The sequence below is a fragment of the Pontibacter chinhatensis genome, from assembly GCF_900113285.1.
Taxonomy (GTDB): Bacteria; Bacteroidota; Bacteroidia; order Cytophagales; family Hymenobacteraceae; genus Pontibacter; species Pontibacter chinhatensis.
The window spans coordinates 582,149-604,597 of the sequence record NZ_FOOT01000003.1 but is presented as its reverse complement, the minus strand read 5'-3'; the positions used below and the strand labels follow the sequence as shown (position 1 = coordinate 604,597).

Below are 22,449 nucleotides of genomic sequence, written 5' to 3'. Positions count from 1 at the left end.
CAAGCCGCACTTTACACGTTAAGGTGCGGCTTTGCTTTTATCCGCAAGTATAAACCATCCTCTGTTTCTATACTTCTGCAGTTTATACTTTCTGGGAGAGGAGGCCTATGCTTTGGTGGAGATGTAACCCCCCCCCCTTAGCTGCGCTCGCTACCTTCGAACTCCCGTTCTCGGTAGTCCAGAGGAGGGGAATTTCTGTAATTGTAGAGTGACTCCCCTCCTCGGAGGGGTTGGAGTGGGTTAATTGCTAGTAGATTTATACTTCGGCAAAGGCAACATGTCGGATTTATACTTTGTAAACTTACTGCACCATCCGGAACAAAGGTTCGGCGTAATTTTCCAGAAGTACAACCAGCACCAGGTTCAGCAGCAGCAGGAACATCCCCTGAAGCATAATCGACTGCCCCCAGCCCTGCATCTGCTCCGTTTTAAACGATATGCGCGCCCGCTCTTTCAGGAAGGCGCCCAGAAGTATAAACCCAGAACTCAGGCCAAGGCCCAGGTAAAGCACTTTCTTGAACGAGTCGTGCAGCTGCAGGCTCTCGCTCAGGGCAAAAGAGGTGCTGTCTTTGGAAAGGATAACGTAGAGGGCGTAGCTGGCCACCAGCAGGTTCATGATGTTCCAGTACACGTTCATCTGATGGAGGTACTTCCGGCTACGGGTAGCTTTGGTGAGCTTGAAACTGCTGTAAAGGATGTTCGCGATGGCCCACCCACCAAGTATAAACATGCCTGTTTCCAGCACATTTGCCTGCCCCCGGTTCAGTTGGCTCAGGCTTTGGGCACTGGCTGTCAGGCTAAGCAGAAGCAGGGAAAGCAGGTAAAGGTATTTTCTCATAAGCAAGGCTTGGTTTCATGAGTAGGAACGCACCAAGAGCGGCTTTAGCATACCGCCACCGCTGTTTATGCCTGCAACGCCGCCGGGCATACTTTGTTGCAGCAGTATAAGCCGCTACCTGTCAGGGCTTTCGGTGCACAGCCACGATGTCCAGGCCCAGGTTCACCTCCGGCCGGATGGTTTTGTCGCCCAGCGAGTTGTCGGAGCGGTACACCAGGCCCCACTTGGTGCGGTCTATGTTGAAATTGGCTTTGGCGTGCAGCAGGCTATCCTCCAGCGTTACCCGCGCCGGAAACGACACGCTCCTGGTATGGTTGCGGATGGTGAGGTTACCGGTAACGCGGTGCGAGGGATGCTTTACTTTATACTCGCTGTACTGGGGGCTCACCCCGCTGTTTTGCTCGGCGGTGCTGTCGTAGGGGGCGATGCCGGTAAGCTCGAAGGTGGCGGTGGGGTACCGCTCCGAGTCGAAGAAATCTTCAGATCGCAGGTGGTCTGTCAGTTTTTGGTTGCTTTTGGAGTCGATGGTCTTGTCGGTGGCGCGCGCGGTGGTCATGTCCAACTCGATAAGGCCACCGGTCAGAAGCCCGTCTTTCATGTACAGCTCACCGTGCTGTATGTCGATGAGGCCATTGTGCCGGCCCGTCATCTTGGCGCCTATCCAGGTCAGTTCGCTGCGGCTGGTGTCTATCACAAAGGTATCGGTGGGCAGGGTGCGGTTTTTCTGTACGATGGCATCCCCAATCAGCGCCTCGTCTGTTTTAATGGTGGTGTCGCAGGCGCAGAAAAGCAGGAATACGCATAGCAGCCGGTGCTGAAGAGGCTTGCCCATATAGAGTTACAATTGATGATGACAGTTTTTCCTTATCTGGTACGCTTGCATCCGCTAAAACGATATTGTCTATACTTCGGGAGCCGCCATCAGCCGGCCCCGGACACCTGAGTTTATACTCGTGTTTGCCTAAAGGCCAACCCCCAGGTATACCTGTATCACCCCGTTCTTGGCGTCAGCGTCAAGGCTCTTGCCGCCTGAGTCCCGCTTCAGCAGGTCGCCGAGGCCGTGGCCGTAGCGAGCCCCCAGCCTGAACCTTCCCATTTTCCCCTCCAGGCCGGCGGCAAAGCCATAGTCAAAGGTATGGTAGCGTTCCAGGTCCACTTCCTTCTCCTCCTCCTGCGCCGTCATCATCACTCCCACCTGCGGCCCCAGGTGCACGCTCAGGTTGTCGGAGATGTTGAACACGGCCAGCACAGGCGCCTCCAGGTAATCCAGCCGGTGGGCGGTACCCTCCCGCTCAAAGCCCTTGCGCGAATACAGCAGCTCGGGCTGCAGCGAGAAGAAGTTGCTGATGCCGAGTTGGGCAAACACCCCGGCATGATAAGAGGTAAGGCTGCTGGTGGAGCCGAGGCGGTCTTTGTCGCTGCCGTGCAGGTTGGCGAAGCTAACGCCGCCCTTAATGCCGATGCCTGAGTTGGGGGAGCGGCTGAGCAGGTTGTGGTTCTGCATAAACCTTCCGGGTATCTCGGTGTCCTGGGCAAAACCGGTAGTGGCCCATAAGAGCAACGCCGCAAGAAGAAGCTTTTTCATGGTTCGGGTGACTGGGTGAATGATTGGCAAATAAAGTATAGCATATATATAGTACTTATACTTTATACGGATGCATAAGTTATACTTCTGCCGTAAATTATACAACTTAAAAAGAAGGGTTAAATCACCATCTGGTGCCTCAGCATAATTGTGCTTTTCTCATGGCACAAAAAGTACAATCTGCGAAAAGGCATGTGTTGCAACATCTGCTGCGTGTGTGGATAATTTCCACACCTTTGCTGATTTTCACTGAAGTATAGCGAAAGAAGGGTCGGTTTCCACCGGAAGTTCACAGCTTTTAGTGGATAAAGTCGGGTAATCAACATAGTTATCCACAGTTATCCACCAAAAATCAGCCCAAATCTATATATCAAGGCACAATTTAAAATGGTTACAAAAGTTATCCACCAGTAATACCAAGTATGCTATGAATTGGATTAATTTCTGTTTCAGAACCGTAAGCCTGTTTGCCTTGTTTATACTTCCCCGGGCTTGCTTTAGAGGCGGGGTAATTATTAGTTTTGTGCTATGCTGAAGATTGCCTGGTCTGAGATTTTTGCCCACAGCCTGCCCGAAGGCCACCGCTTTCCGATGGCCAAGTATGATTTGCTGCCCGAACAGCTGCTCTACGAAGGCACCATCACCCAGGACAATTTATTTGCCCCGGAGCCCCTGCAGGAGCAGTTTATACTCGACACCCACGCCCCGGATTACTGGCAGCGGCTGAGCAGCCTGCAACTCACGCCCTCGGAGGTGCGCAAAACGGGCTTCCCGCTCTCGGAGCAGCTGGTGCAGCGCGAAGTAGTGATTATGAACGGCACGGTGCAGGCGAGCTTGTTTGCGCTGGAGTATGGCATCGGGATGAACATTGCCGGCGGCACCCACCACGCCTTTACCGACCGTGGCGAGGGCTTCTGCCTGCTCAACGACATCGCCATCGCGGCCAACCACCTGCTCAAGTATAAAAGTATAAACAAGGTGCTGGTGGTGGATTTGGACGTGCATCAAGGCAACGGCACGGCGCAGATTTTCGAGCACGAGCCGCGCGTGTTTACCTTCAGCATGCACTGCGGCCACAATTACCCGTTCCACAAGGAGAAATCGGACTTGGACGTGCCGCTGGCCGAGGGCACCGACGACAAAACCTACCTGGCTATACTTCGGGAGACGCTGCCGCGCCTAGTGGACGAGGTGGAGCCGGAGTTCGTGTTTTTCCAGTCGGGGGTGGATGTGCTGGCCACGGATAAGCTGGGCAAGCTGGGCATGAGCATCGAGGGCTGCAAAGAACGCGACCGCACGGTGCTGGAGCTGTGCCGGAAGAACAAGCTGCCGGTAACGGTAAGTATGGGCGGCGGCTACTCCAGGCAGTTGGCACACATCGTGGAGGCGCACGCCAATACCTTCCGGCTGGCGCAGCAGCTGTGGTTTTAGGTAGAAAGTTAGAAGGTTAAAAAGTTAGAAAGTCAACATCTCCGAGCGTAAAACCATACATTGGGCAAACCTTCGTCAGTAACGATTTTTATCCAGCCTTCTAATTCATATTCAGTTAGCTCATCCTGCTCTAAGTCACTTACACATGGGTGCTCCTTATACTTCTTAACCTTCACTTTTGCCCATGCACCTTGCATTTGGCCAGTTGGCGATATTTCAAATAAATCTCCTTTTAAAGTCTTAAGTAACACTGCATTAGAGGAAGGAGTTTTTCTGAGGTTCAGCCCTGGTGCATTGGCATAATAGCCCAACACATCGCCAGCACCCGATAGAAGAAAGCTTTGCCAATCTGAAAGCCGGAAACTCTTACGCTTTATTTCCGCTTCGCTGATCCAAATGTCCGAGCTTTTGCCCAATATTCTTACAAAGCCTTTTTTCCTCTCAACGTATGGAATAGCCCATACTTCATAGCCAATCTGCTCTAGGTTTGTATAGCTTATTTGTTGTTGCGTTCTGGTGCTCGTTTGTTGAAAAAACAGCTTATAAGGAGCTTGGTCGTCATGGCTGCTATCGCCAACACGTGTCAGTTTCCCTATCGCTGAGCCACTAGGTGCATCAAAAACTGTAAAGCCATCCGGAGGGGCATAGACACAGCAAACATCTGATTCTTCGACCTGGGAAAAGTCAGGCAGAATAAGCCCACTCTGATATACCTGAGCCGAAGCAATGGTTGAGGTCAGCGTTAAGTATGCCACTAAGTATAGAGGTAGCATTTTGAACATATTCCTGCTTTTCATCCTGCGCATCCTTACATCCTGTAAATCCTGATTCAGACAACCACTGGGCCTAATCCCGCTCCCGCAGCTTGTCTTCATCGCGCTTCTTAATGGGGAAGAACACGCGGAGGATAAGGTAGATGATGGGGGCCAGCGCCAGCGTTAGGATGACGATCAGGATGACTTTCAGCGCCTTGAAGAAGAGGGTGATGGCTAGTGCCGAAAGAATAACGGAGACTGAGAAAAGAATCCAGAAGTTAATGGTTTGTCTGCTCATGGGTAAACTTTAAAGGGTACTACGAGGACGGGCGCTCGCCAGTGGCAACCCGGACGGCATACATCAAGAGCGGGAACAGGTAGATCAGCAGCTCCGGCAGCGTAGGTACCGTGCCTTTTTTAGCGATCAGCAGAAGCGCGAGCACCGTATAGGCGAGTGCCAGCCAGAGGTGCAGTCGTAGCGGGAGAAACCTGTTCATCGGCTTTTACTTTTAATCTATAAGCAAAGTATAAATCGGGAGGATTTATACTTTATACAGCGCCAGTTGCCACCTGAAGGCCCACATCCAACGCAAGTTATACTTGGTGATGCCCGCCTGCCGTACCAGCTCTTCCAGCTCCTGCCTCCGGAAAGCCCGCCAAACTGAGAGCGGCGCATCATTTTTTACGAGAGGCGACCTGGAAAAAGCCGCCGTGATATACTTGATGGAATAATAAGCCAGCCAGTGGCGGTGCAGGTCGTTGATGATAACGGCTATACTTGCCTGCCGGTGCAGTTGCCGGAACATGTGCACCAGCTGCGCATCGGTGAAGTGATGGCAAAACAGGCTGCAGACGACCACATCATACTTTTGCAGGGCGAACTCCTCTGAAAAAACATCGTGCTGCTGCACCTGCACCTCGGGGTAATGGTGGCAATGCCGGCGGGCGTACTGCACCATAAAATCGTTCGCATCTATGCCTACCAGCTCTACTTTTATACTTTTGCGCCGGGCCCAGCGGGCTATACTTTTCAGTGTGTCGCCGCCGCCGCAACCGATGTCGGCGATGCGCAGGTGCCGGGGTTTGTACTTGGCCACCAGCCTGTCCAGCGCATCCAGCACCACTTTGTGCCCGCCCAGCCAGTTGTTTATCACCTCCAGCTCGGCCAGGTTCTGCCGCAGCTCCTCGCCCGACAGCGTCAGGTCGTCCATCAGCTCCGGCTCGCTAGACCGCTGCCTCAGCATGTGCATAGTGGACTTTGAGTAACATGGATTCGAGGGTGAGGCCGGGGCCGAAGGCGAAGCTCAGTACCGGCTCGTCCTTTTCTTGCGGTGTCAGGGTTTGCATCAGCTCCTTGAGCACAAACAGCACCGTGGCCGACGACATGTTGCCGAAATCGCGCAGCACCCGGTAGGCAAAGCGGTTGTCGTGCGCCGTCATGCCCAGCTCCTGCTCAATCACCTCCAGGATGCGGCGCCCGCCGGGGTGTATGGCAAAAAGCTTTATCTCGGAGAGGGTAGTTTTGAGCCCTTGCAACAGCCGCTCGGTCAGTTGCCGGATACCGTTTTTGATGAGGTCGGGCACATAGGAGGAGAGCGTCATCTCAAAGCCGGTGTCACCGATATGCCAGGCCATGTCGCGTTTGCCCGCCGGGGCCAGGTCGCAGTGGAAGGACTGCAGCTCCAGGCTCACCTGCCGGCAGGGCTGCCCCTGCATCAGCACGGCGGCCGCGCCGTCGCCAAACAAAGCGTTCGACACGAGGTGGTCCTGCTCGGGGTTTTTCTGGAAATGAATGGTACAGATTTCGGTACAGACAAGTATAACTTTTGCCTCGGGGTTGGCCCGGCAGATAGAATCGGCCAGTTTGATGGCGTTAAAGGCGGCGTAGCACCCCATAAAGTTCACCGATGTGCGCTGCACGCAAGGCGAGAGATTCAGCCGCTCCACCAGCTCAATGTCCAGCCCCGGCGCATACATGCCCGTGCAGCTCACCGTTATCAGGTGCGTCAGCTCGCTCAGCTGCACCGGCCCCGCCTGCTCCAGGCAGCTGCGTATCGCCTTCTCTGATAAATCCACCGCGTGGCGGCGGTATACATCCATGCGCTGCTGCACCGTCGGGAAAGGCTCCAGCGTAGGCGTGTTGGGGTAGAAGGAGAAGCTGCCATTCTGGCGGGTGTAGTCCTCCAGCACACTGTAGCGCTGCCCAATGCCTGACACGCGGTACAGCGCCCGCAGCTTGCGGGTGTCCTGCTCCCCGAACTGCAGGGCGGCGGCCATAAAGTCCGCTACCTGCATCTGCGGTATCTTGTGCGGTGGGGTAGCCGTGCCAATGGCGCAAATGTAGCTTTTCATGGGGTTGGGGTTACGGGTATAAGGCTTGCGGCCCTGCATCCTGTGTGCCCGTAGAAAGTATGGGATGCAGAAAGTAAGCCGTGCCGCCTAAGTATGGAATAAGTACGGAAGCAGCTGACAGTTAGATATAGGGGAGCTGATTTAGAAAGGCTTTCCGTGGGTTTGGCGCATCACCAGCTGCACGGCCGGCGGCACCACCCTCAGCAGCCCTACCGCCACCTCCGACAGCAGCGGCCCGCCAAACAGCCCCTGCACCGCCCGGCCCAGCCGCAGCCGGCCGGCGAACTGCTGCTCCCAGGCCAAAGTATACTGCTGCTCCAACTCCAGCCGCGTCAGGCTGCCCCCGAAGTATAAAAGCACCTTTCCCGTAGCGATTTTAGCTGCATGTATCGCCATGGCCATGCCGTTGCCGCAAAGGGGCGTAATCATGCCGGCCGCATCGCCGCACAGGAGCATGTGGTTCTCCACGCAGGTTTTGTCGGCAAAGGAGATCTCATTGATAACCTCGGGCTGCGGGTACAGAAACTCGGCCTCCGCGAAAAGGCGCCGCAGGTGGGGGTTGCGGCAAAGTATAGCCCGCTCCATGGCCGGTATGGTTCCATGCGCTTTCAGGTTGTCGCGGGTGGTGAGGTAGCAGAAGCAGTACTTGCCGTCCTCGATGGCCGAGGTACCGGCGTAGCCATTTTTAAAGTTGTGCAGGGCAATCAGGTCGCGGGGGAAATCGTGGGTGATGTGGTACTTGACGCCGATGTAAGGCGAGCGTGCCCGGAAGAAGCTTCGCTGCAGCTGCCGGTCGAGGTTGGAACGCTTGCCGAAGGCACCAATGGCCACACGCGCTTTTATACTTTTCCCATTTGACAGGAGGAGCGAAAAAGCGTCGTTTTCAAAATTTACCTCTTGTACTGTTTGCTGTAGTATAAACTGCACCCCCTGCTGCTGCGCCAGCCCGTAAATGTAAGAATCCAGCGTATAACGGCTCACCCCGAAGCCGCCTAAATCCAATTTTGCATACAGTGTATTCCCGCCGGGAGAAGTGAGCATGAAGCGGCTGATACGGGCGGGCTGCAAAGCGCTAATCTGCACGCCAAGCTGGCGCAGGTAGGGCAGCGCCTCATTGGAAATATACTCCCCACACACCCTGTGGAACGGATATGCCTTTTTCTCGACGAGCACCACCTGCAGCCCGGCCCTTGCCAGCCCCAGCGCACAGACCAAGCCGGCTAAGCCGCCCCCTATCACCGCCACATCTTTTACCATCAAAAGGAGAATTCTGTTGGATATTAAATTTATACAAATTTACTTTGCTAAACTTAGTGAACACCCCCATTTTAGGGGGTGTAACGTATGAACAAAAAAATATTGCCCTCGTTTTTAATAATGGAACGACTTTTGTCCTTTATTTTACGTAAAGGCATTCTACATCAGAATTATATGAAACAATTTATACTTACTGTTATCACATGTTTTACTGTACTGTTGGTGCAGGCGCAGGGGACACCCGCGCAGCAAACAGACAAAAACCCGCTTGGGTTAGTACAGGAGGAGGATGTGGCCATCTACCCAAACCCGAGTAACGGGGTGTTCACCATCTCTGTCTCCAACCTGCACGCAACGCAGGTAGAGCTTACCATCCTGAACGTGATCGGTAACGAGATATACCGTGAAACGTTGAGCAACCATGAGCCAAAACTGAGCAAAACCATCAACCTGGACCGCCACGCCAAAGGCTTGTACTATGTGAAGCTGGAGGCCGATAACTACAGCGCTGTCCGGCGCGTGGTGATTAAATAGCAATTCGATTACGAGTCAACAAAAGCGGCTATCCCACCTAAAGGATAGCCGCTTTTGTTTTGCAGGCCTCCAGTCCTTACTCCTGCGCATGCGCCGGAAGTATGGTTTTAGGCACGTAACCGGTGTACTGCACCGTATCCTGCCGGATACGGGCTTTCGCAAACATGGTATTGGAGGTGTCCAGCACATAAATCTGCTGCGTGGTGTCGAAGTATGCTACAGGCACCGCCTCAAAGTCAGGCTCGCTGTAGAGCTTGCCGTGGATAAGCGGCCTGACGGTATAAATAATGTCCGGCGGCAGCGGCAGCGGGATTCCTGTTTCGCTGGCAATGACGGCCTGCTCCTCTTCCGTTGCATGGTCTTTCTTGCCAGAGCACGCGCAAAAGCAAAGCAAAACCAGGGCGATGGACAGGGGTCTCTTCATGAAAGGGAGTGAGTAGTATAGTATGCTGTATATGTAGCTGGGACGTATAATGTTACAAATGCACGGAAAAATACACCTACCTGCCTGCCGCTTCGACCAAAGCGGCCCAACCCCGGACAAGTTACCTTACTTGTAGCAGAGGCAGTGTTTGCGTTTAGAACAGATGCTCCACCCAAAAGGGCAAGACAGCGGCAAGTATAAGTATAACCGCAGCTGACAGGTGCAGGCAGAAACTTGCTTTTATTGCTTTCTGCTTGAACAATAGCGAATAAGCAGTGATTACGTATACAGCAACCGTGGCGCTGCAGGCCTTTTCTGCCGGAGTTGCTTTAACCCGACAGGCCACCGCGTGCCGCGAGATTTTTTGTTACTCACACCTTTGCATCAAGCATATTTCTACTTAGCGGAATGATTGCTGTATCAAACAACCAATACTACGGACTGAATTACGACCGCACCAAGAATCGTATCTACCTTAGAATTAACAACTATTGGAAATCACCTGACGTGGTGCCAACTTATATGAGCGATTGGGATCAGGTAATAGAACTGGCTAAGCCCGGTTTTACCCTGCTGGCAGACTTCCGTAACATGCTCACGCACCCGACTTCTGTGAAAGAAATGCATGAGGCCATCGCCAACCGGCTGGCCGAATCAAACATCTCCTACGTAGCCGAAGTATCGCTCACAGACCGGATAGCCGTGCTGCAGGTAAGCGGCGTGTGGAAGCAGATTGGGAAGGGAAGTATAAAAGTGGCCGACATTGTGCTTGGCGAGCACATTCTGGACCAGCTTATGGGTGCGGAGCAATAGAGGGCAAAACTCCGGAACAGGCGTAGGCAAAGTATATATTATACTTTGCCTACGCCTGTTCGTTTCCGCATCAGGTATTAGCGCAGGAAAAGAACTTGGTCAACGATGTAGTTAGAGGCCCTGGTTTATACTCTCCCAGAACGCCCTCCCACAACGCATCATTAAAGCCAGTTAGCGGGGTAGGCCAGGGTGCCTCAAATACATTACTTACAACCATTCAGCACTAAGGCTCCGTGCCTCTCCACAACACAGTTCTAAAAGATGCCTTTGTTAAGCAATTATTACTTCTTCTCTGGGAAGGTAGGCTAATCTTTAACCTTTAGGTATAACGCCAGTAACATTCTGATAACCTCGGCGGGATAGCTTTGCGGTCAAATAACCAACCGACCAAAATGCTATTAAAAATTTCTACTCTCATTACGAAGAGGCACATGGCGGCAGTATTTCTGCTGTTGCTGTGTTGCCAGTTGGCTGTAGCGCAGTCGCTCTCCGTTCAGGGCAAGGTTTCCGACACCAAGGGCATGGCGCTCCCGGGCGCAAGTGTCGCTGTTAAAGGAACCGCTACGGGCACCGTTACCAACATGGACGGCAGCTATGCCCTTCGGGTGGGCGGCGCAGAGGATGTGCTGGTAGTAAGCTACATCGGTTTCCAGACAAAAGTAATTCCGGTAGGAAACCAATCCACCATCAACATCACCCTGAGCGAGGACGACAACAGCCTGAACGAGGTAGTGGTGACGGCCCTGGGTATCGAGCGGGAGGAGAAGGCCCTGGGCTACGCCACCCAAACCGTTACCGGCGAAAGCCTGACCAATGCCCGCTCCAATAACTTTGCGAGCGCCCTTTCCGGCAAGGTGGCCGGTCTGAGCCTGGTGTCCCCCGGTTCTGGCCCCGTGAACTCCACCCGTATATCGCTGCGTGGGGATAACTCGCTGGACCCTAACGGCAACAACGCGCTGATCGTGCTGGACGGGGTGCCGATGAACAGCGACATGACCAGCTCCGGCGTGGACAACGCCTACGGGGCGGGCTCGGGAAATGACATCCCGGTGGACTTCGGCAACGGCATCGCCGACATCAACCCTGACGACATTGAAAGTATAACCGTACTGAAAGGTCCAAGCGCGGCGGCACTTTACGGTAGCCGTGCAGCTAACGGCGTACTGATCATTACCACCAAGTCTGGCAGCAGCAGGAAAAAAGGCCTGGGCGTGACAGTGAGCTCCAACTATAGCATTAACGATGTGCTTCAGTGGCCGGATTACCAGTATGAGTATGGCCAGGGAACGCATAACCTGAACAAGGACGGAATACCTTATTACTCTTATCATGCCTCTGAGGATGGAGCCAACACAGGCAGCACCAGCAGCGCCTACGGCCCTAAGTTCGACGGACAATACTTTTATCAGTATGACCCTACGCTGGAGGGACAGTCGGCCGAGCGCCAGCTGTGGAGGCCCTACAAGGATAACATCAAGGGCTTTTTTAGAACAGGCTCCACCATCACCAACAGCGTAGCCGTGGATGGAGGCAATGAGCGTGGTTCGGCCCGCGCTTCCCTGACGCACTCCAAGAACGAGTGGATTATGCCCAACACCGGCTTTGAGCGCATGACGGCCGCCCTGAGCCTGAACTATAAGGTGTCTGACAAGCTAAAGCTGAACTCCAAGGTTAACTTCACGCACAAGAAAAGCGATAACCTGCCGGGCACCGGCTACAGCAACCAGTCCATCGCCTACTTCATGATTTTCCAGAACCCGAACGTGGATTTGGCCTGGTACGAGCCGAGATGGAAAAAGGGCAAGGAGCAGATTGAGCAGATACACCCTTTCAGCTCTTACATCGATAACCCTTATGTGATTGCCTACGAGATGACCAACGCGCTGAACAACTACTCCACTGTGGGTAACTTGTCGGCCACGTACGAGTTCTCCCCAAAACTGGACCTGCTGGTGCGCTCCGGCATTACCACAAGCCAGGAAGACCGCGAGCAGCGACGCCCGTTCAACACGGCCAACTTCCCGCTGGGCTACTACAAAGAGCAGAGCATTTTCGACTATGAAATCAACACCGACTTCCTGGTGACCTACAAGGAGCAAATCGGCAGCGACATCGACATCAGAACTTCGTTTGGTGGCAATACCAGACGCGAAAAGTATAGGCATACGGCCGGGGTGCTGGACGGCCTGGTGATTCCAGGAGTATACAAGCTCTCCAACGGCATCAGCAACCCGATGATGACCACCAGCCACGCAAACAAGCATGTAAACAGCCTTTACGGTTTGGCCACTTTCTCTTACCAGGACAAGGTGTTTGTGGACGTGACGGGCCGTAACGACTGGTCCTCCACACTCCCGGTGCAGAACAACTCCTTCTTCTACCCTTCCATCAGCTCCAGCTTTATCCTGAGCGATATCTTTACCTTGCCGCGCCAGGTGTCTTATGCCAAGCTGAGACTTTCGGCCGCAAAAGTAGGCAACGATACACGCCCTTACCGAACCAGAAAGTATTATGGGCAGAGTGACTTTGCCGGCTCCGGTTCCATGCCTACTATCCTGCACAACGCGGATTTCAAGCCAGAACTGACCACCAGCTACGAGGCCGGTCTGGAGTACAGGCTGTTCCAGGGGCGCCTGGGTATGGACATTACACTATACCGTAGCTTCACTGAGAACCAAATCCTCGAAATCCCGCTTGACCCGACCACCGGTTACAGCAGGGCGGTGATGAACGCTGGAAAAGTAAGAAACCAGGGTGTAGAACTGATGGTGAACGCCACCCCGGTAGAGACAAGGGACTTCCGCTGGAACACCTCCGTGGTATGGTCCAAAAACGACAACCAGGTGATGGAACTGGCTGAAGACCTTGGAGCAGACCAGCAGGTAATACACATGGGCGGCCAGGCCAGCATCATTGCCAAAGTGGGCGGATCTACGGGTGACATTTACGGCTTCGGCTTTGTGAGAAGCCCCGACGGGCAGATAGTATATGACAACGCTGGTCTGCCGGCTTACCCCCAGGAGACACAGTACATCGGCAACGCGTATGCCGACTGGAAGGCTGGCTTCAACAACGAGTTCTCTTTCAAGAACTTCCGCCTGAACGTGTTGCTCGATGGACAGTACGGGGGCATCATCTACTCCCAGACGCACCACAAGATGGCCGAGCAGGGCAAGCTGAAAAGCACGCTGATGGGCCGTGAAGAAGGCTTCATCATCGGGGACGGTGTGGTGGACAACGGCGACGGAACCTACTCACCAAACACCACCAAGGTAACTCCTCAGGCCTACTACACGCGTTACTACCGCCGCGCCAACGTAGAGTCCAACTCCTTTGATGCCTCTTACCTGAAGCTGCGTGAGGTGCGCCTGGAGTATAACCTGCCAAAGGCGCTCCTGTCTAAGACAAGATTCCTGCAGGGGGCAAGCGTTGCCCTTTACGGCCGCGACCTGGCCATGCTGACCAAGTTCCCAATCTTTGACCCAGAGACTGCCGCACTGAACGGTGGCACCATTATGCCGGGCGTGGAAATGGGCCAGATGCCTTCTACAAGAACTTTCGGCATGAACGTTACCCTCCAGCTTTAACTCAATCTACTAAACGATAGCCAGGACCGGCCTGGGGCAGCTCGGGCCGGCTTCCCAAAGTATAAACGCAATGACAAGAAGTATAAATAAGTTTCTGGCAGTTCTGGTGGCCCTGAGCTGCGTTAGCTTCTCCTGTACCGACGACTTCGAGGAGATCAACATCAACCCAAACCTTATCGAGAAAATCAGCCCGGGCACGCTGCTCAACCCGATCATCTACGAGGTGACCAGCTTTAACGCCTCCCGAAGCAATGCCTTCACGTTTGATATCATGCAGGTGGCCCTGCCATTCCCAAGCCCGTCTGGCGGCGTGCACCGCTACGACATTGGAGAAAATACCGGCAACTCTACCTGGAACACCTATTACCGCTGGCTCGCCAACATCAAGGAAATGCAGGCGGCGGCCGTAACGGCAGAGGACCCAAACTATGAGGCGATTGCCCTAACGCTGAATGCTTGGGTTTACTCGCTCCTGACTGACTCTTTCGGGGATGTACCGATGGAAGAGGCGGCTCGTGGAGAGGAGGGTATCTTCTACCCTGCCTTCAACACCCAGCAGGAAGTATACACGAAGATACTGGCTGACCTGGATCGGGCCAACACCCTCTATGATCCTTCCAGGGGCATGGTGTACGGCAAAGACATCCTCTATGGCAGCAATGTGGCCAACTGGAGACGCTTTACTAACTCGCTGCGCCTGCGCCTGCTGCTCCGGGTTTCCAATAAGTCGGAGATGAACGCGGAGGCCCGCATGGCCGAGATCATCAACAACCCGGAGGCAAACCCGGTGTTTACGAAAAACGACGAAGCGGCTATACTTGAGATTACCGGCATTCCACCACTGATTTCGCCGTGGGGCCGCGCCGTGGACTTCAGAACGGGGCGCGCCGCTTCGGCCTTCTTTATCGATAACCTGAACGCGCTGAACGACCCGCGCCGACCTAAGTTCTTTGGGGAGGCCACCTCTACCGACGGCAAAACCAAACTGGGCTACAAGGGCATCCCGAGTGGCTACGACAGCAACGACGCGCAATTTGGTTTCTCCCCATCCAGCCCTAACATCGAACTGGTAACCTCCCCGATGATTGCCGTGCTGATGAGCTATGCCGAGGTGGAGTTCATCAAGGCGGAACTGGCACAGAAAGGCATTGTCAGCGCTGATGCGCAGGCACACTACGAAAAAGGCGTGCAGGCTGCCATCGAGCAATGGGGCGCCGAGGTGCCTGCCGATTATTTTGAGAACCCTGCCGCGGCCTACGACGGCACCCTGGAGCGCATCATGCTGCAGAAATACCTGGCCCTATACTTTACGGATTACCAGCAGTGGTTTGAGCACCGCCGCACAGGCCTGCCCGTGCTGCCTAAAACAGCCAGTATGATGAACAACCAGGAAATGCCTGCCCGCTTCCGTTACCCGTCTAATGTGCAGCAGATGAACAAGGACAACTACAGGCTGGCCGTAGAGCGCATGGGCGGCGATGACATCAACACCAAAGTATGGTGGCAGCAATAAGCCATTGCTAAATATATCACACTTTTCATATTATTGAGGCGGGCGCCACAGGTACCCGTCTCTTTTCCAAACTGTTAATACATATAGCACATGTTCCAAAAAAGAAGATCCTTTCTGAAGTCGCTGGGCCTGGCCGGTCTTGGCCTTACCTTAACTCCGAGCGCGCTGCAGGCCGCTCCAAAGCAGCCTGCCCATGGCCAGGACTTTTCTCCTATAACCCTATCTGGCAGAGTGCAAAGCGGTGGCAAGGGCGTAGCAGGCGTGGCTGTAACCGATGGGTATAACGTGGTGCTGACCGATGCCAGTGGCAAGTATGAACTGCAAAGCAACGCCACCGCTGATTTTGTGTACCTTTCTACCCCGCGCGGTTACGAGTTCTCGAACCAAAACGGCATTACCCGTTTCTACAAGCGCATCGCGGCCAGCCGCGGCCGCTTCAAGGCTGATTTTGAGCTGCAAAAGCTTACGCAGGACGATACCAAGCATAACTTCGTTGTATGGGCCGACCCGCAGATCATCTCCAAGGAGGACGCGGAGGAGCTAAAGACCAAGTCTGCCCCGGACCTGAAGCAACTGGTGGCCAGCTACCCGAGTGGCACCCTGTTCCATGGCATTGGCTGCGGCGACCTGGTGTGGGATAAGTTTGAGCTCTTCGAGGACTACCAGCAGGCCATTGGCATTTCCGGTATTCCGTTTTTCCAGGTAATCGGCAACCACGACATGAACCTGGAGGCCCGTACCGACGAAGGCTCCACGGAAAAGTTTAAGGAACTTTTTGGGCCTACCTATTACTCTTTTAACCGCGGCGAGGTACACTATGTGGTGCTGGACGATGTGTTCTTTATCGGCACGGCCAAAAAGTATATCGGTTACCTGACGGAGCGCCAACTGGCATGGCTGGAGCAGGATTTGGCTACGGTGAAGCCCGGCTCCACGGTGGTGGTAAGCCTGCACATCCCGGCTTATACCAACCAGCATGCCCGTAACAAGGAAAAAGAACCTTCGCTGGGAGGCGTGGTGTCGAACCGGAAGGAATTGTACCGCCTGCTGGCCCCCTTCAAAGCGCACATCATGTCGGGGCACACGCACTTTAACGAGAAGGTATTTGAGGGCGATAACATCATCGAGCACGTGCACGGCACGGTGTGCGGCGCCTGGTGGACGGGACCCATTTGCTACGATGGCACGCCAAGCGGCTACGGCGTGTATGAGGTAGAAGGCTCGGAACTGAAGTGGTACTACAAACCCACAGGGCTGCCGAAAGAGCATCAGCTGCGCGTATATCCTGTCGGCGCTTTGGAAGAGAGGCCGCAGCACCTCGCCGCCAACATCTGGAACTGGGACCCCTCCTGGAAGGTAGAGTGGCTGGAGGACGGCAAGCCGATGGGTGAGATGGAGCGCATCACGGCGCTGGACCCGCTTTCAGTCGAGCTGCACCTGGGAGCCTCCAAACCATCCAAACACAAGTGGGTAGAGCCACACCTGACGGACCACCTCTTTCTGGCGCAGCCTTCTGCCACGGCCAAGGCCATTAGCGTGCAGGCTACCGACAGGTTCGGGCAGGTTTTTAAGGTTACCAGCAACCTTAGCGAGTTGAGCCTTCAATGAACAGGGCTACCCAAGTATAACGTATAAACAGCAAGCGCCTGCATACTTCATGTATGCAGGCGCTTGCTGTTTATACTTTGGCAGCTCTTCAACCTTCCTGGGGAAATGAGCCCATCTCGAAAATCTGTGCCGGAAGCATTAAACTGACTTTTGTGGCCGCGCCAGGAATCGAACCTGGATCTAGAGTTTAGGAAACTCCTATTCTATCCATTGAACTACGTGGCCGTTTATTTATACTTTGGCATGCAAATTTACAGGATTCTCTTCCACAAAACAAGCCTGCCTCATCAAGAAGCTGAGGAAACCACAGCGTAAACAAAGCCTGCCACTGTAAGCACCAGCCCTATCATAAAGATGGTATAGGAGATGCGCAGGATCTTATACTTTCGGTTCAGCACCTCGCCCAGGTAATAGATATCGGTTATCATGTTGTTGTAAAGCGATTTCTTGTCGCGCATGATATCGTTCATGCCCGCCTGAAAATCCTCGAGGGGCAGCTTGGTGAAGTTACCGAAAAACAGCAGGCTCACCTTGCGGGTATCCTGGCGCTGGTCCTTCTTTTTCTTCATCCTGAAGCTGGTGACCTCTGGCTGCGCCGATATAATGGCAAACACCACTGAGCCCAGTGTGGTGAGCAGCAGGATGCTTATCGGGATGATGAAGGTGCGATGCGTGGCATAGTCGGTGCCAACGGTAGAGGTTTTGGCACTGAGGTAGGTGATGATCACCGAGATGATGATGGCATTGAGGCTGATCATCATGTTGGCCTTGTTATCCGCAATGGCGCTCAGGTTAAGGTGGGTGCGGTAAGTATTCCGGAACATCGTTTCGATGCCCCGCTTGGGCTGGGCCAGCGTTTTACGGCTTTTCTTCTCGGCCTCCTTCTTCTTTTCGAGTTGCTGGCTCAGGCGGCTGCGCTGCTCCTGTATGTTTAGCCCCAGCTGCGAGGCAAATTTCCGCTGCGCCTGGTTGGTATGGAAGGTGGTGGACAGCAGGAAATCCATCTGAAACTGCTCCCACTCGCTATCGGAAAAGAACTTATCGCGGAAGATCTCCCACTCCACGCGCAGAAGCTCGGCAGTGGCAAAAAAGGTTTCTTTCCCGATGTTCGACATGTCTGCATCTACCAGCAGCTCCTGCAGCAGCGTCTCAGGCTCCAGGTCGTGCCTGGTCGCCATGATGATGCCCGCAATCAGGTCGATGCGCTCCTGAGGATAGCCCTTCTCCTGCAGCCACTCCGTGGCGATACGTATACTTTCCTCCTCGTGCCCGTCGTAGGTGTTCACATAGCCTGTGTCGTGGAACCAGGCCGCCAGCGCCAGGTCCTGCAGCTGGTCCTCGGTAAGCTTGCTGCGCTGGCCAAGCTCCTGCGCCTCGGCCACTGTCTCGAAGGTATGTTTGTAGTTATGGTAAACAAGCTTTTTAGAGAGCCTGTCCTTGAAAAGCCTGAACACATATTCGCCGGCTTGCTTTACTATCGTTTGGTCTTCCATAATCGGTTTTGTAGCGACGCCGGGTGCGCTGCTGGCAGTGTAGGGTATCCCGGCGTAGGGTGCTTTGTGTGTGGCACTACGTAATTTGCGGTTACGGTAAAATCTGCTTTTTGTTAGTAAAGGCCACACATAGGCGGGCTGTTTGGCGGCATACGGTAAGGCAACAACTAAAAGCAAAGTCGTCTCGTTTATCAATCTCAGCTATGCCGCCCCTGTGGTAAAAGCTTGGCGCAGGAGAGGCTGCAGGCATATTGCGTCTCCTGCGCATGCCTTAGCCCAACCTGCGTATACTTCTACTTTAGAGGTAGTAGCCGGTAACCTGAAGTATGTGCCTCACCGGCAGGTATAGAAAGCCAGAACGAAACTATGATCAAACCATTACAGCAAACACATCGGCTGCTGGTGCGCCACGGGTGGTGTGTGCTGCTGAGCCTGCTGTTATCAGCCTGTGTCTCATCCGAACCCTTTTACAACAGTACCGCCCTTACCTGGGAGCAGGAGGCTCCGGCGCCTGACAACGACGTTCTCTACACCGTTTTCCTGATTGGTGATGTAGGGGCCCCAGACCCTAACGGGGAGCCCTCGCTGCTGCTGATGCGCAAGATGATGATGGAGACCGGGGAGAACAGCGCCACCATTTTCCTGGGGGATAACGTGTACACAAACGGCCTGCCGCCAGAGGGAAGGTTCGATAGGGAAGTATCCGAAAGGCGCCTGAAAGATCAGCTCGACATCCTCAAAGGCTACCCCGGCGAGAAGTACATGATACCCGGCAACCACGACTGGAACCACAGCGGCCGGGGCGGATTGGAGTACGTGATGCGGGAGCAGCGCTTCGTAAACGAGTACCTGACAGAGGAGAACATTGTGGTGGGCGGCGACTTCTATGTGCCCGGCAACGGCTGCCCTGGTCCTTACGAGGTGAAGCTGAGCGACGACCTGGTGATGATCGCGCTGGACTCGGAGTGGTGGCTGCACCCCTTCGACCGGCCCTACGGTGATAACAGCAACTGCAGCAGCGCCACCGAGGGCGAGATGCTGGTAAAGCTGGAGGACATCATCGAAAAGAACAGCGGCAGCGACATCCTGATCGTGGCCCACCACCCCCTGATGACGCGCGGCGAGCACGGCGGCTTTTTCACTCTGCGCGATCACATTTTCCCCATCAGCATGCTCCGCGACTGGGTATACCTGCCGCTGCCAATCATAGGCTCCATTTACCCCTTTGCCCGTAAGTATGGCGGCATTCTGCAGGATATTCCGCACCCGCGCTACCAGGCTTATATCCAGGGCCTGCTCGATATCTTTAACAAGTATGACAACATCATTTATGCGGCCGGGCACGAGCACTCCCTGCAGTATTTTAAGTATAACAACCTGGCGCACATCGTCAGCGGCTCAGGCTGTAAAACCGACTATGTGAAGCCCGGAGTAGCAGAGTACGCCCATAAGATAAAAGGCTTTGTAAAGACAACCTACCACCAAAACGGCGAAGTATGGGCCGAATTCTGGGCGCCCGAAGGAAAAGGAGAAACAGGAAAGGTGACTTTCCGCACCCTGCTCTACTCTAAAAAGCCACGCCAGCAGCGCCCGCGCCCGCAGGATAACACCAACTACACCGACAGCACCATTGTGGTAGCCGCTAACTCAGGTTATCAGGCCAATGGCTTGCACACAAAGCTCCTGGGAGAGCACTACCGCCGCGAGTGGGCAACCCCCGTTGAGGTGCCGCTCCTGGATATGAACACCGCACGGGGAGGCCTGACACCGTATCAGAAGGGTGGTGGCAAGCAAACCGCTGTTCTGAAAGTACGCACCCCGGAGGCCACCGAGTATAGCCTGCGTACCGTGGACAAAGACCCGACCATGTCGCTGCCGCCATACTTGCGCGAGACCGCCGCCCGCACCCTGCTGCAGGACCAGATATCGGCGCAGCACCCCTACGGTGCCCTCATCATTCCGCCCCTGGCCGATGCCGCCGGTATATACCACACCAACCCTGAGCTAATCTATATCCCCGACACACCGCTGCTGCGGCAGTACCGCGACGAGTTTAGCAACACCCTGGCCTTCCTGGAGGAAGACGCCGACGAGAACCACGAGAACACAGCCAGCCTGGGTTACGCCAAAAACCTGGTGGGCACCGACAAGGTGCTGGACGAGCTGATGGAGGATAACGACCACGAGGTAGACCAGCGCGCCTACGTGCGGGCACGCCTCTTCGACATGCTCATCGGTGACTGGGACCGGCACGAGGGGCAGTGGCGCTGGGTGGAGGAGGACAAACCGGATAAGGGCAACCTGTATACCCCCGTGCCCGAGGACCGCGACCAGGCCTTTTTCAAGGCCGATGGCGTGCTGCCGTGGCTGGTGACGCGCAAGTGGGGCATCCGCAACATCCAGAACTTCGGCTACGACTTTGAGGATGTGGTGGGCCTGAACCTGAGCGGCATTACCCTGGACCGTACGCTCACTTCTAAAGTTACCCGCCAGGAGTGGCTGCAGATAGCCGAGGACATCCGCCAGCGCATGACCGACGAGGTTATAGAGCGGGCGGTGCAGGAGTGGCCCGAGCCCATCCGTGAGTTATCCGCCGCCGAGATAACGGCCAAGCTGAAGGCAAGGCGCGAGAAGCTGCCGGAGGTCGCCGCCGAGTACTACGACTTCCTGGCGCAATACGTGGACATCATGGGCAGCAACAAGCACGAGCGCTTCCTCATCAACCGCCTCAACGATGAGGAGCTACAGGTGATAGGCTACAAGACCTCCAAAGAAGGGGAACTGCGCACCGAGATTTTTAACCGCACCTTCCTGACCAGCGAAACCAAAGAAGTACGCATCTACGGCTTGGGCGGCAGGGACGAGTTTATACTTTCCGGGGACGTGAACAAAAGTATACTTGTGCGCATCATCGGGGGCAATGATGAGGACATCATCACAGACAGCTCCCGCGTGAGCGGCCTGAGAAAGCATACGGTGGTATACGATACCGAAGAGGGCAATCAGTTTTCCTTCGGCAGCGAAACCAGAGACAAAACCAGCCCTGACTCAGAGATAAACCTCTACGACCGCGACAACTACAAGCTGCCTTACCTGGGGCCGCGCCTCTCGGCAGAGTATAACATTGAGGATGGCGTGTTCCTGGGTGCCGGTATGCTTTGGCGCACGCAGCGGTTCCGCAAAAGCCCCTATGCCGCGGAGCACCTGCTGGAGGCCAACTATGCTTTCCGCACCAGCTCTTACAACCTACGGTACACGGGCGATGTGCGGCAGGTGGTGGGCCACTGGCACCTGGGCCTGGACGCGCATATGCAGGGCCCGCAGTTCCAGCGCAATTTCTACGGCCTGGGCAACGACACCCGCAAGGCCCCTGATGTGGACAACAGCTACTACCGTGTCCGCTACGAGCGCCAATCGCTGAGCGCGCTGTTTTACCGGGAGCCGTTTGCTTTTATAAAAGTGGGTATCGGCCCGACCTACGACAGATTCAGGATTGACGACCCCGATGGCGAGAGCTTTCTGATAGACCAGGCATTCTCCGGGCAACTGGAAGAGGGTACTTACAACATAGAGAAGGGCAGGTTTGAGGTGCAACACTACCTGGGCGCCAAAGCTTTCTTTAACCTGGAGGTGCTCGGCAGCGGCAGCACTGCGGCTAACCCCCGCATCGGCATGCGCTGGTACAACTCCATCCACTACAACAAGCAGCTGGGTGCCGAAAAGCTCGATTTTACCAACCTGAGCACCGAGTTCCGCTTCTACCTCACCCCTAACTTCCCCTTCAAGCTCACGTGGTCGGGGCGGATTGGGGCAGCGCATAACATCGGCGACTTCCGCTTTTACCAGGCCAACACCCTTGGCGGCACCGAGAACTTACGCGGCTACCGCCGCACGCGCTACGCCGGACGCAGCAGCCTGTTTATGAACGGCGAGGGGCGCCTGCACCTGCTCGACTATAACTTATACTTAACCCCGGCCAAACTGGGCCTGCTGGCACACATAGATGCCGGCAGGGTATACTACGATGGCGACCAGGAAAGTGGCTTCCTGCGGGAGCTGCACATGGGCTACGGCGGCGGCGTGTGGATGGACCTGCTAAACCGCACCGTGCTATCGCTCACCTACTCCGTCGGGGACGATGACGACGATGACCTGTGGATGCTAAAGTTCGGCTTCTTTTTCTAACACAAAACCGAATTGAAAGTATAAACGGGGGAACGGGCTCAGCAGCCCCTACAACTGACTAAGCAAATAAAACT

At 54.8% G+C, this 22,449-nt stretch carries 18 protein-coding genes and 1 tRNA gene; 7 read left to right on the top strand and 12 right to left on the bottom strand.

Annotation, left to right across the window (positions count from 1 at the left end; genetic code table 11):
• Positions 1–301: 301 nt before the first annotated feature.
• The 3 genes from BM040_RS11840 to BM040_RS11830 all read right to left on the bottom strand — a co-directional run bounded on the left by BM040_RS11840 (position 302) and on the right by BM040_RS11830 (position 2,423).
• Positions 302–838: a DUF6992 family protein gene (locus tag BM040_RS11840; RefSeq protein ID WP_092101367.1), complete on the bottom strand. Its 537-nt coding sequence runs from the start codon at positions 836–838 to the stop codon at positions 302–304.
• A 121-nt stretch (positions 839–959) separates the two neighbouring features.
• Complete coding sequence (locus tag BM040_RS11835) at positions 960–1,670, bottom strand: YceI family protein (RefSeq protein ID WP_092101365.1); 711 nt, start codon at positions 1,668–1,670, stop codon at positions 960–962.
• A 129-nt stretch (positions 1,671–1,799) separates the two neighbouring features.
• Positions 1,800–2,423, bottom strand: a complete 624-nt coding sequence (locus BM040_RS11830) for a porin family protein (protein ID WP_092101363.1) — start codon at positions 2,421–2,423, stop codon at positions 1,800–1,802.
• A gap of 528 nt (positions 2,424–2,951) precedes the next feature.
• Here BM040_RS11830 and BM040_RS11825 point away from each other — a divergent pair.
• Positions 2,952–3,854 carry a histone deacetylase family protein gene (locus tag BM040_RS11825; protein WP_092101361.1) on the top strand — a complete coding sequence of 301 codons (903 nt, stop codon included), beginning with the start codon at positions 2,952–2,954 and terminating at the stop codon, positions 3,852–3,854.
• Positions 3,855–3,886: 32 nt separating this feature from the next.
• Here the strand turns inward: BM040_RS11825 and BM040_RS11820 are convergent, their stop codons facing one another.
• The 6 genes from BM040_RS11820 to BM040_RS11795 form a co-directional block, all read right to left on the bottom strand.
• Complete coding sequence (locus tag BM040_RS11820; protein WP_139217799.1) at positions 3,887–4,609, bottom strand: hypothetical protein; 723 nt, start codon at positions 4,607–4,609, stop codon at positions 3,887–3,889.
• Between the two features lie 91 nt (positions 4,610–4,700).
• Positions 4,701–4,907: a hypothetical protein gene (locus BM040_RS11815; protein ID WP_092101357.1), complete on the bottom strand. Its 207-nt coding sequence runs from the start codon at positions 4,905–4,907 to the stop codon at positions 4,701–4,703.
• 19 nt (positions 4,908–4,926) lie between these two features.
• Complete coding sequence (locus BM040_RS11810; RefSeq protein ID WP_092101355.1) at positions 4,927–5,106, bottom strand: hypothetical protein; 180 nt, start codon at positions 5,104–5,106, stop codon at positions 4,927–4,929.
• A gap of 45 nt (positions 5,107–5,151) precedes the next feature.
• A complete protein-coding gene (locus BM040_RS11805) occupies positions 5,152–5,853 on the bottom strand; it encodes a methyltransferase domain-containing protein (RefSeq protein ID WP_092101353.1) in 702 nt (233 codons plus the stop codon).
• Complete coding sequence (locus tag BM040_RS11800; protein WP_092101511.1) at positions 5,834–6,961, bottom strand: type III polyketide synthase; 1,128 nt, start codon at positions 6,959–6,961, stop codon at positions 5,834–5,836. The genes BM040_RS11805 and BM040_RS11800 overlap by 20 nt, the downstream gene beginning before the upstream one ends.
• 141 nt (positions 6,962–7,102) lie before the next feature.
• The gene (locus BM040_RS11795) at positions 7,103–8,218 is read right to left on the bottom strand and encodes an NAD(P)/FAD-dependent oxidoreductase (RefSeq protein ID WP_092101351.1); all 1,116 of its coding nucleotides are present in this window, start codon (positions 8,216–8,218) and stop codon (positions 7,103–7,105) included.
• A 174-nt stretch (positions 8,219–8,392) separates the two neighbouring features.
• On the opposite strand from BM040_RS11795, the gene BM040_RS11790 reads away from it, so the two are divergent.
• Positions 8,393–8,752 (top strand): T9SS type A sorting domain-containing protein, encoded by a 360-nt coding sequence (locus tag BM040_RS11790; protein ID WP_092101349.1) that lies wholly within the window; start codon positions 8,393–8,395, stop codon positions 8,750–8,752.
• A 76-nt stretch (positions 8,753–8,828) separates the two neighbouring features.
• Here BM040_RS11790 and BM040_RS11785 read toward each other — a convergent pair whose 3' ends face one another.
• Positions 8,829–9,176, bottom strand: a complete 348-nt coding sequence (locus BM040_RS11785) for a hypothetical protein (RefSeq protein ID WP_092101347.1) — start codon at positions 9,174–9,176, stop codon at positions 8,829–8,831.
• Positions 9,177–9,584: 408 nt separating this feature from the next.
• Between BM040_RS11785 and BM040_RS11780 the strand changes: the two genes are divergently transcribed.
• From BM040_RS11780 to BM040_RS11765, 4 genes are all read left to right on the top strand, one after another.
• Entirely contained in the window at positions 9,585–9,989 is a 405-nt protein-coding gene (locus BM040_RS11780) for a hypothetical protein (RefSeq protein ID WP_092101345.1), read from the top strand.
• 431 nt (positions 9,990–10,420) lie between these two features.
• Positions 10,421–13,576 carry a SusC/RagA family TonB-linked outer membrane protein gene (locus BM040_RS11775; protein ID WP_092101343.1) on the top strand — a complete coding sequence of 1,052 codons (3,156 nt, stop codon included), beginning with the start codon at positions 10,421–10,423 and terminating at the stop codon, positions 13,574–13,576.
• Between the two features lie 70 nt (positions 13,577–13,646).
• Positions 13,647–15,089, top strand: a complete 1,443-nt coding sequence (locus BM040_RS11770; RefSeq protein ID WP_092101341.1) for a SusD/RagB family nutrient-binding outer membrane lipoprotein — start codon at positions 13,647–13,649, stop codon at positions 15,087–15,089.
• Positions 15,090–15,179: 90 nt separating this feature from the next.
• Complete coding sequence (locus BM040_RS11765; RefSeq protein ID WP_092101339.1) at positions 15,180–16,697, top strand: calcineurin-like phosphoesterase C-terminal domain-containing protein; 1,518 nt, start codon at positions 15,180–15,182, stop codon at positions 16,695–16,697.
• 153 nt (positions 16,698–16,850) lie between these two features.
• On the opposite strand, the gene BM040_RS11760 is transcribed toward BM040_RS11765, so the two are convergent.
• Both BM040_RS11760 and BM040_RS11755 read right to left on the bottom strand, forming a co-directional pair.
• Positions 16,851–16,922: transfer RNA gene (locus tag BM040_RS11760), tRNA-Arg, on the bottom strand.
• Between the two features lie 62 nt (positions 16,923–16,984).
• Positions 16,985–18,190: a Pycsar system effector family protein gene (locus tag BM040_RS11755; protein ID WP_092101509.1), complete on the bottom strand. Its 1,206-nt coding sequence runs from the start codon at positions 18,188–18,190 to the stop codon at positions 16,985–16,987.
• Between the two features lie 366 nt (positions 18,191–18,556).
• On the opposite strand from BM040_RS11755, the gene BM040_RS11750 reads away from it, so the two are divergent.
• Positions 18,557–22,375 carry a BamA/TamA family outer membrane protein gene (locus BM040_RS11750; protein ID WP_139217798.1) on the top strand — a complete coding sequence of 1,273 codons (3,819 nt, stop codon included), beginning with the start codon at positions 18,557–18,559 and terminating at the stop codon, positions 22,373–22,375.
• Positions 22,376–22,449: the final 74 nt, after the last annotated feature.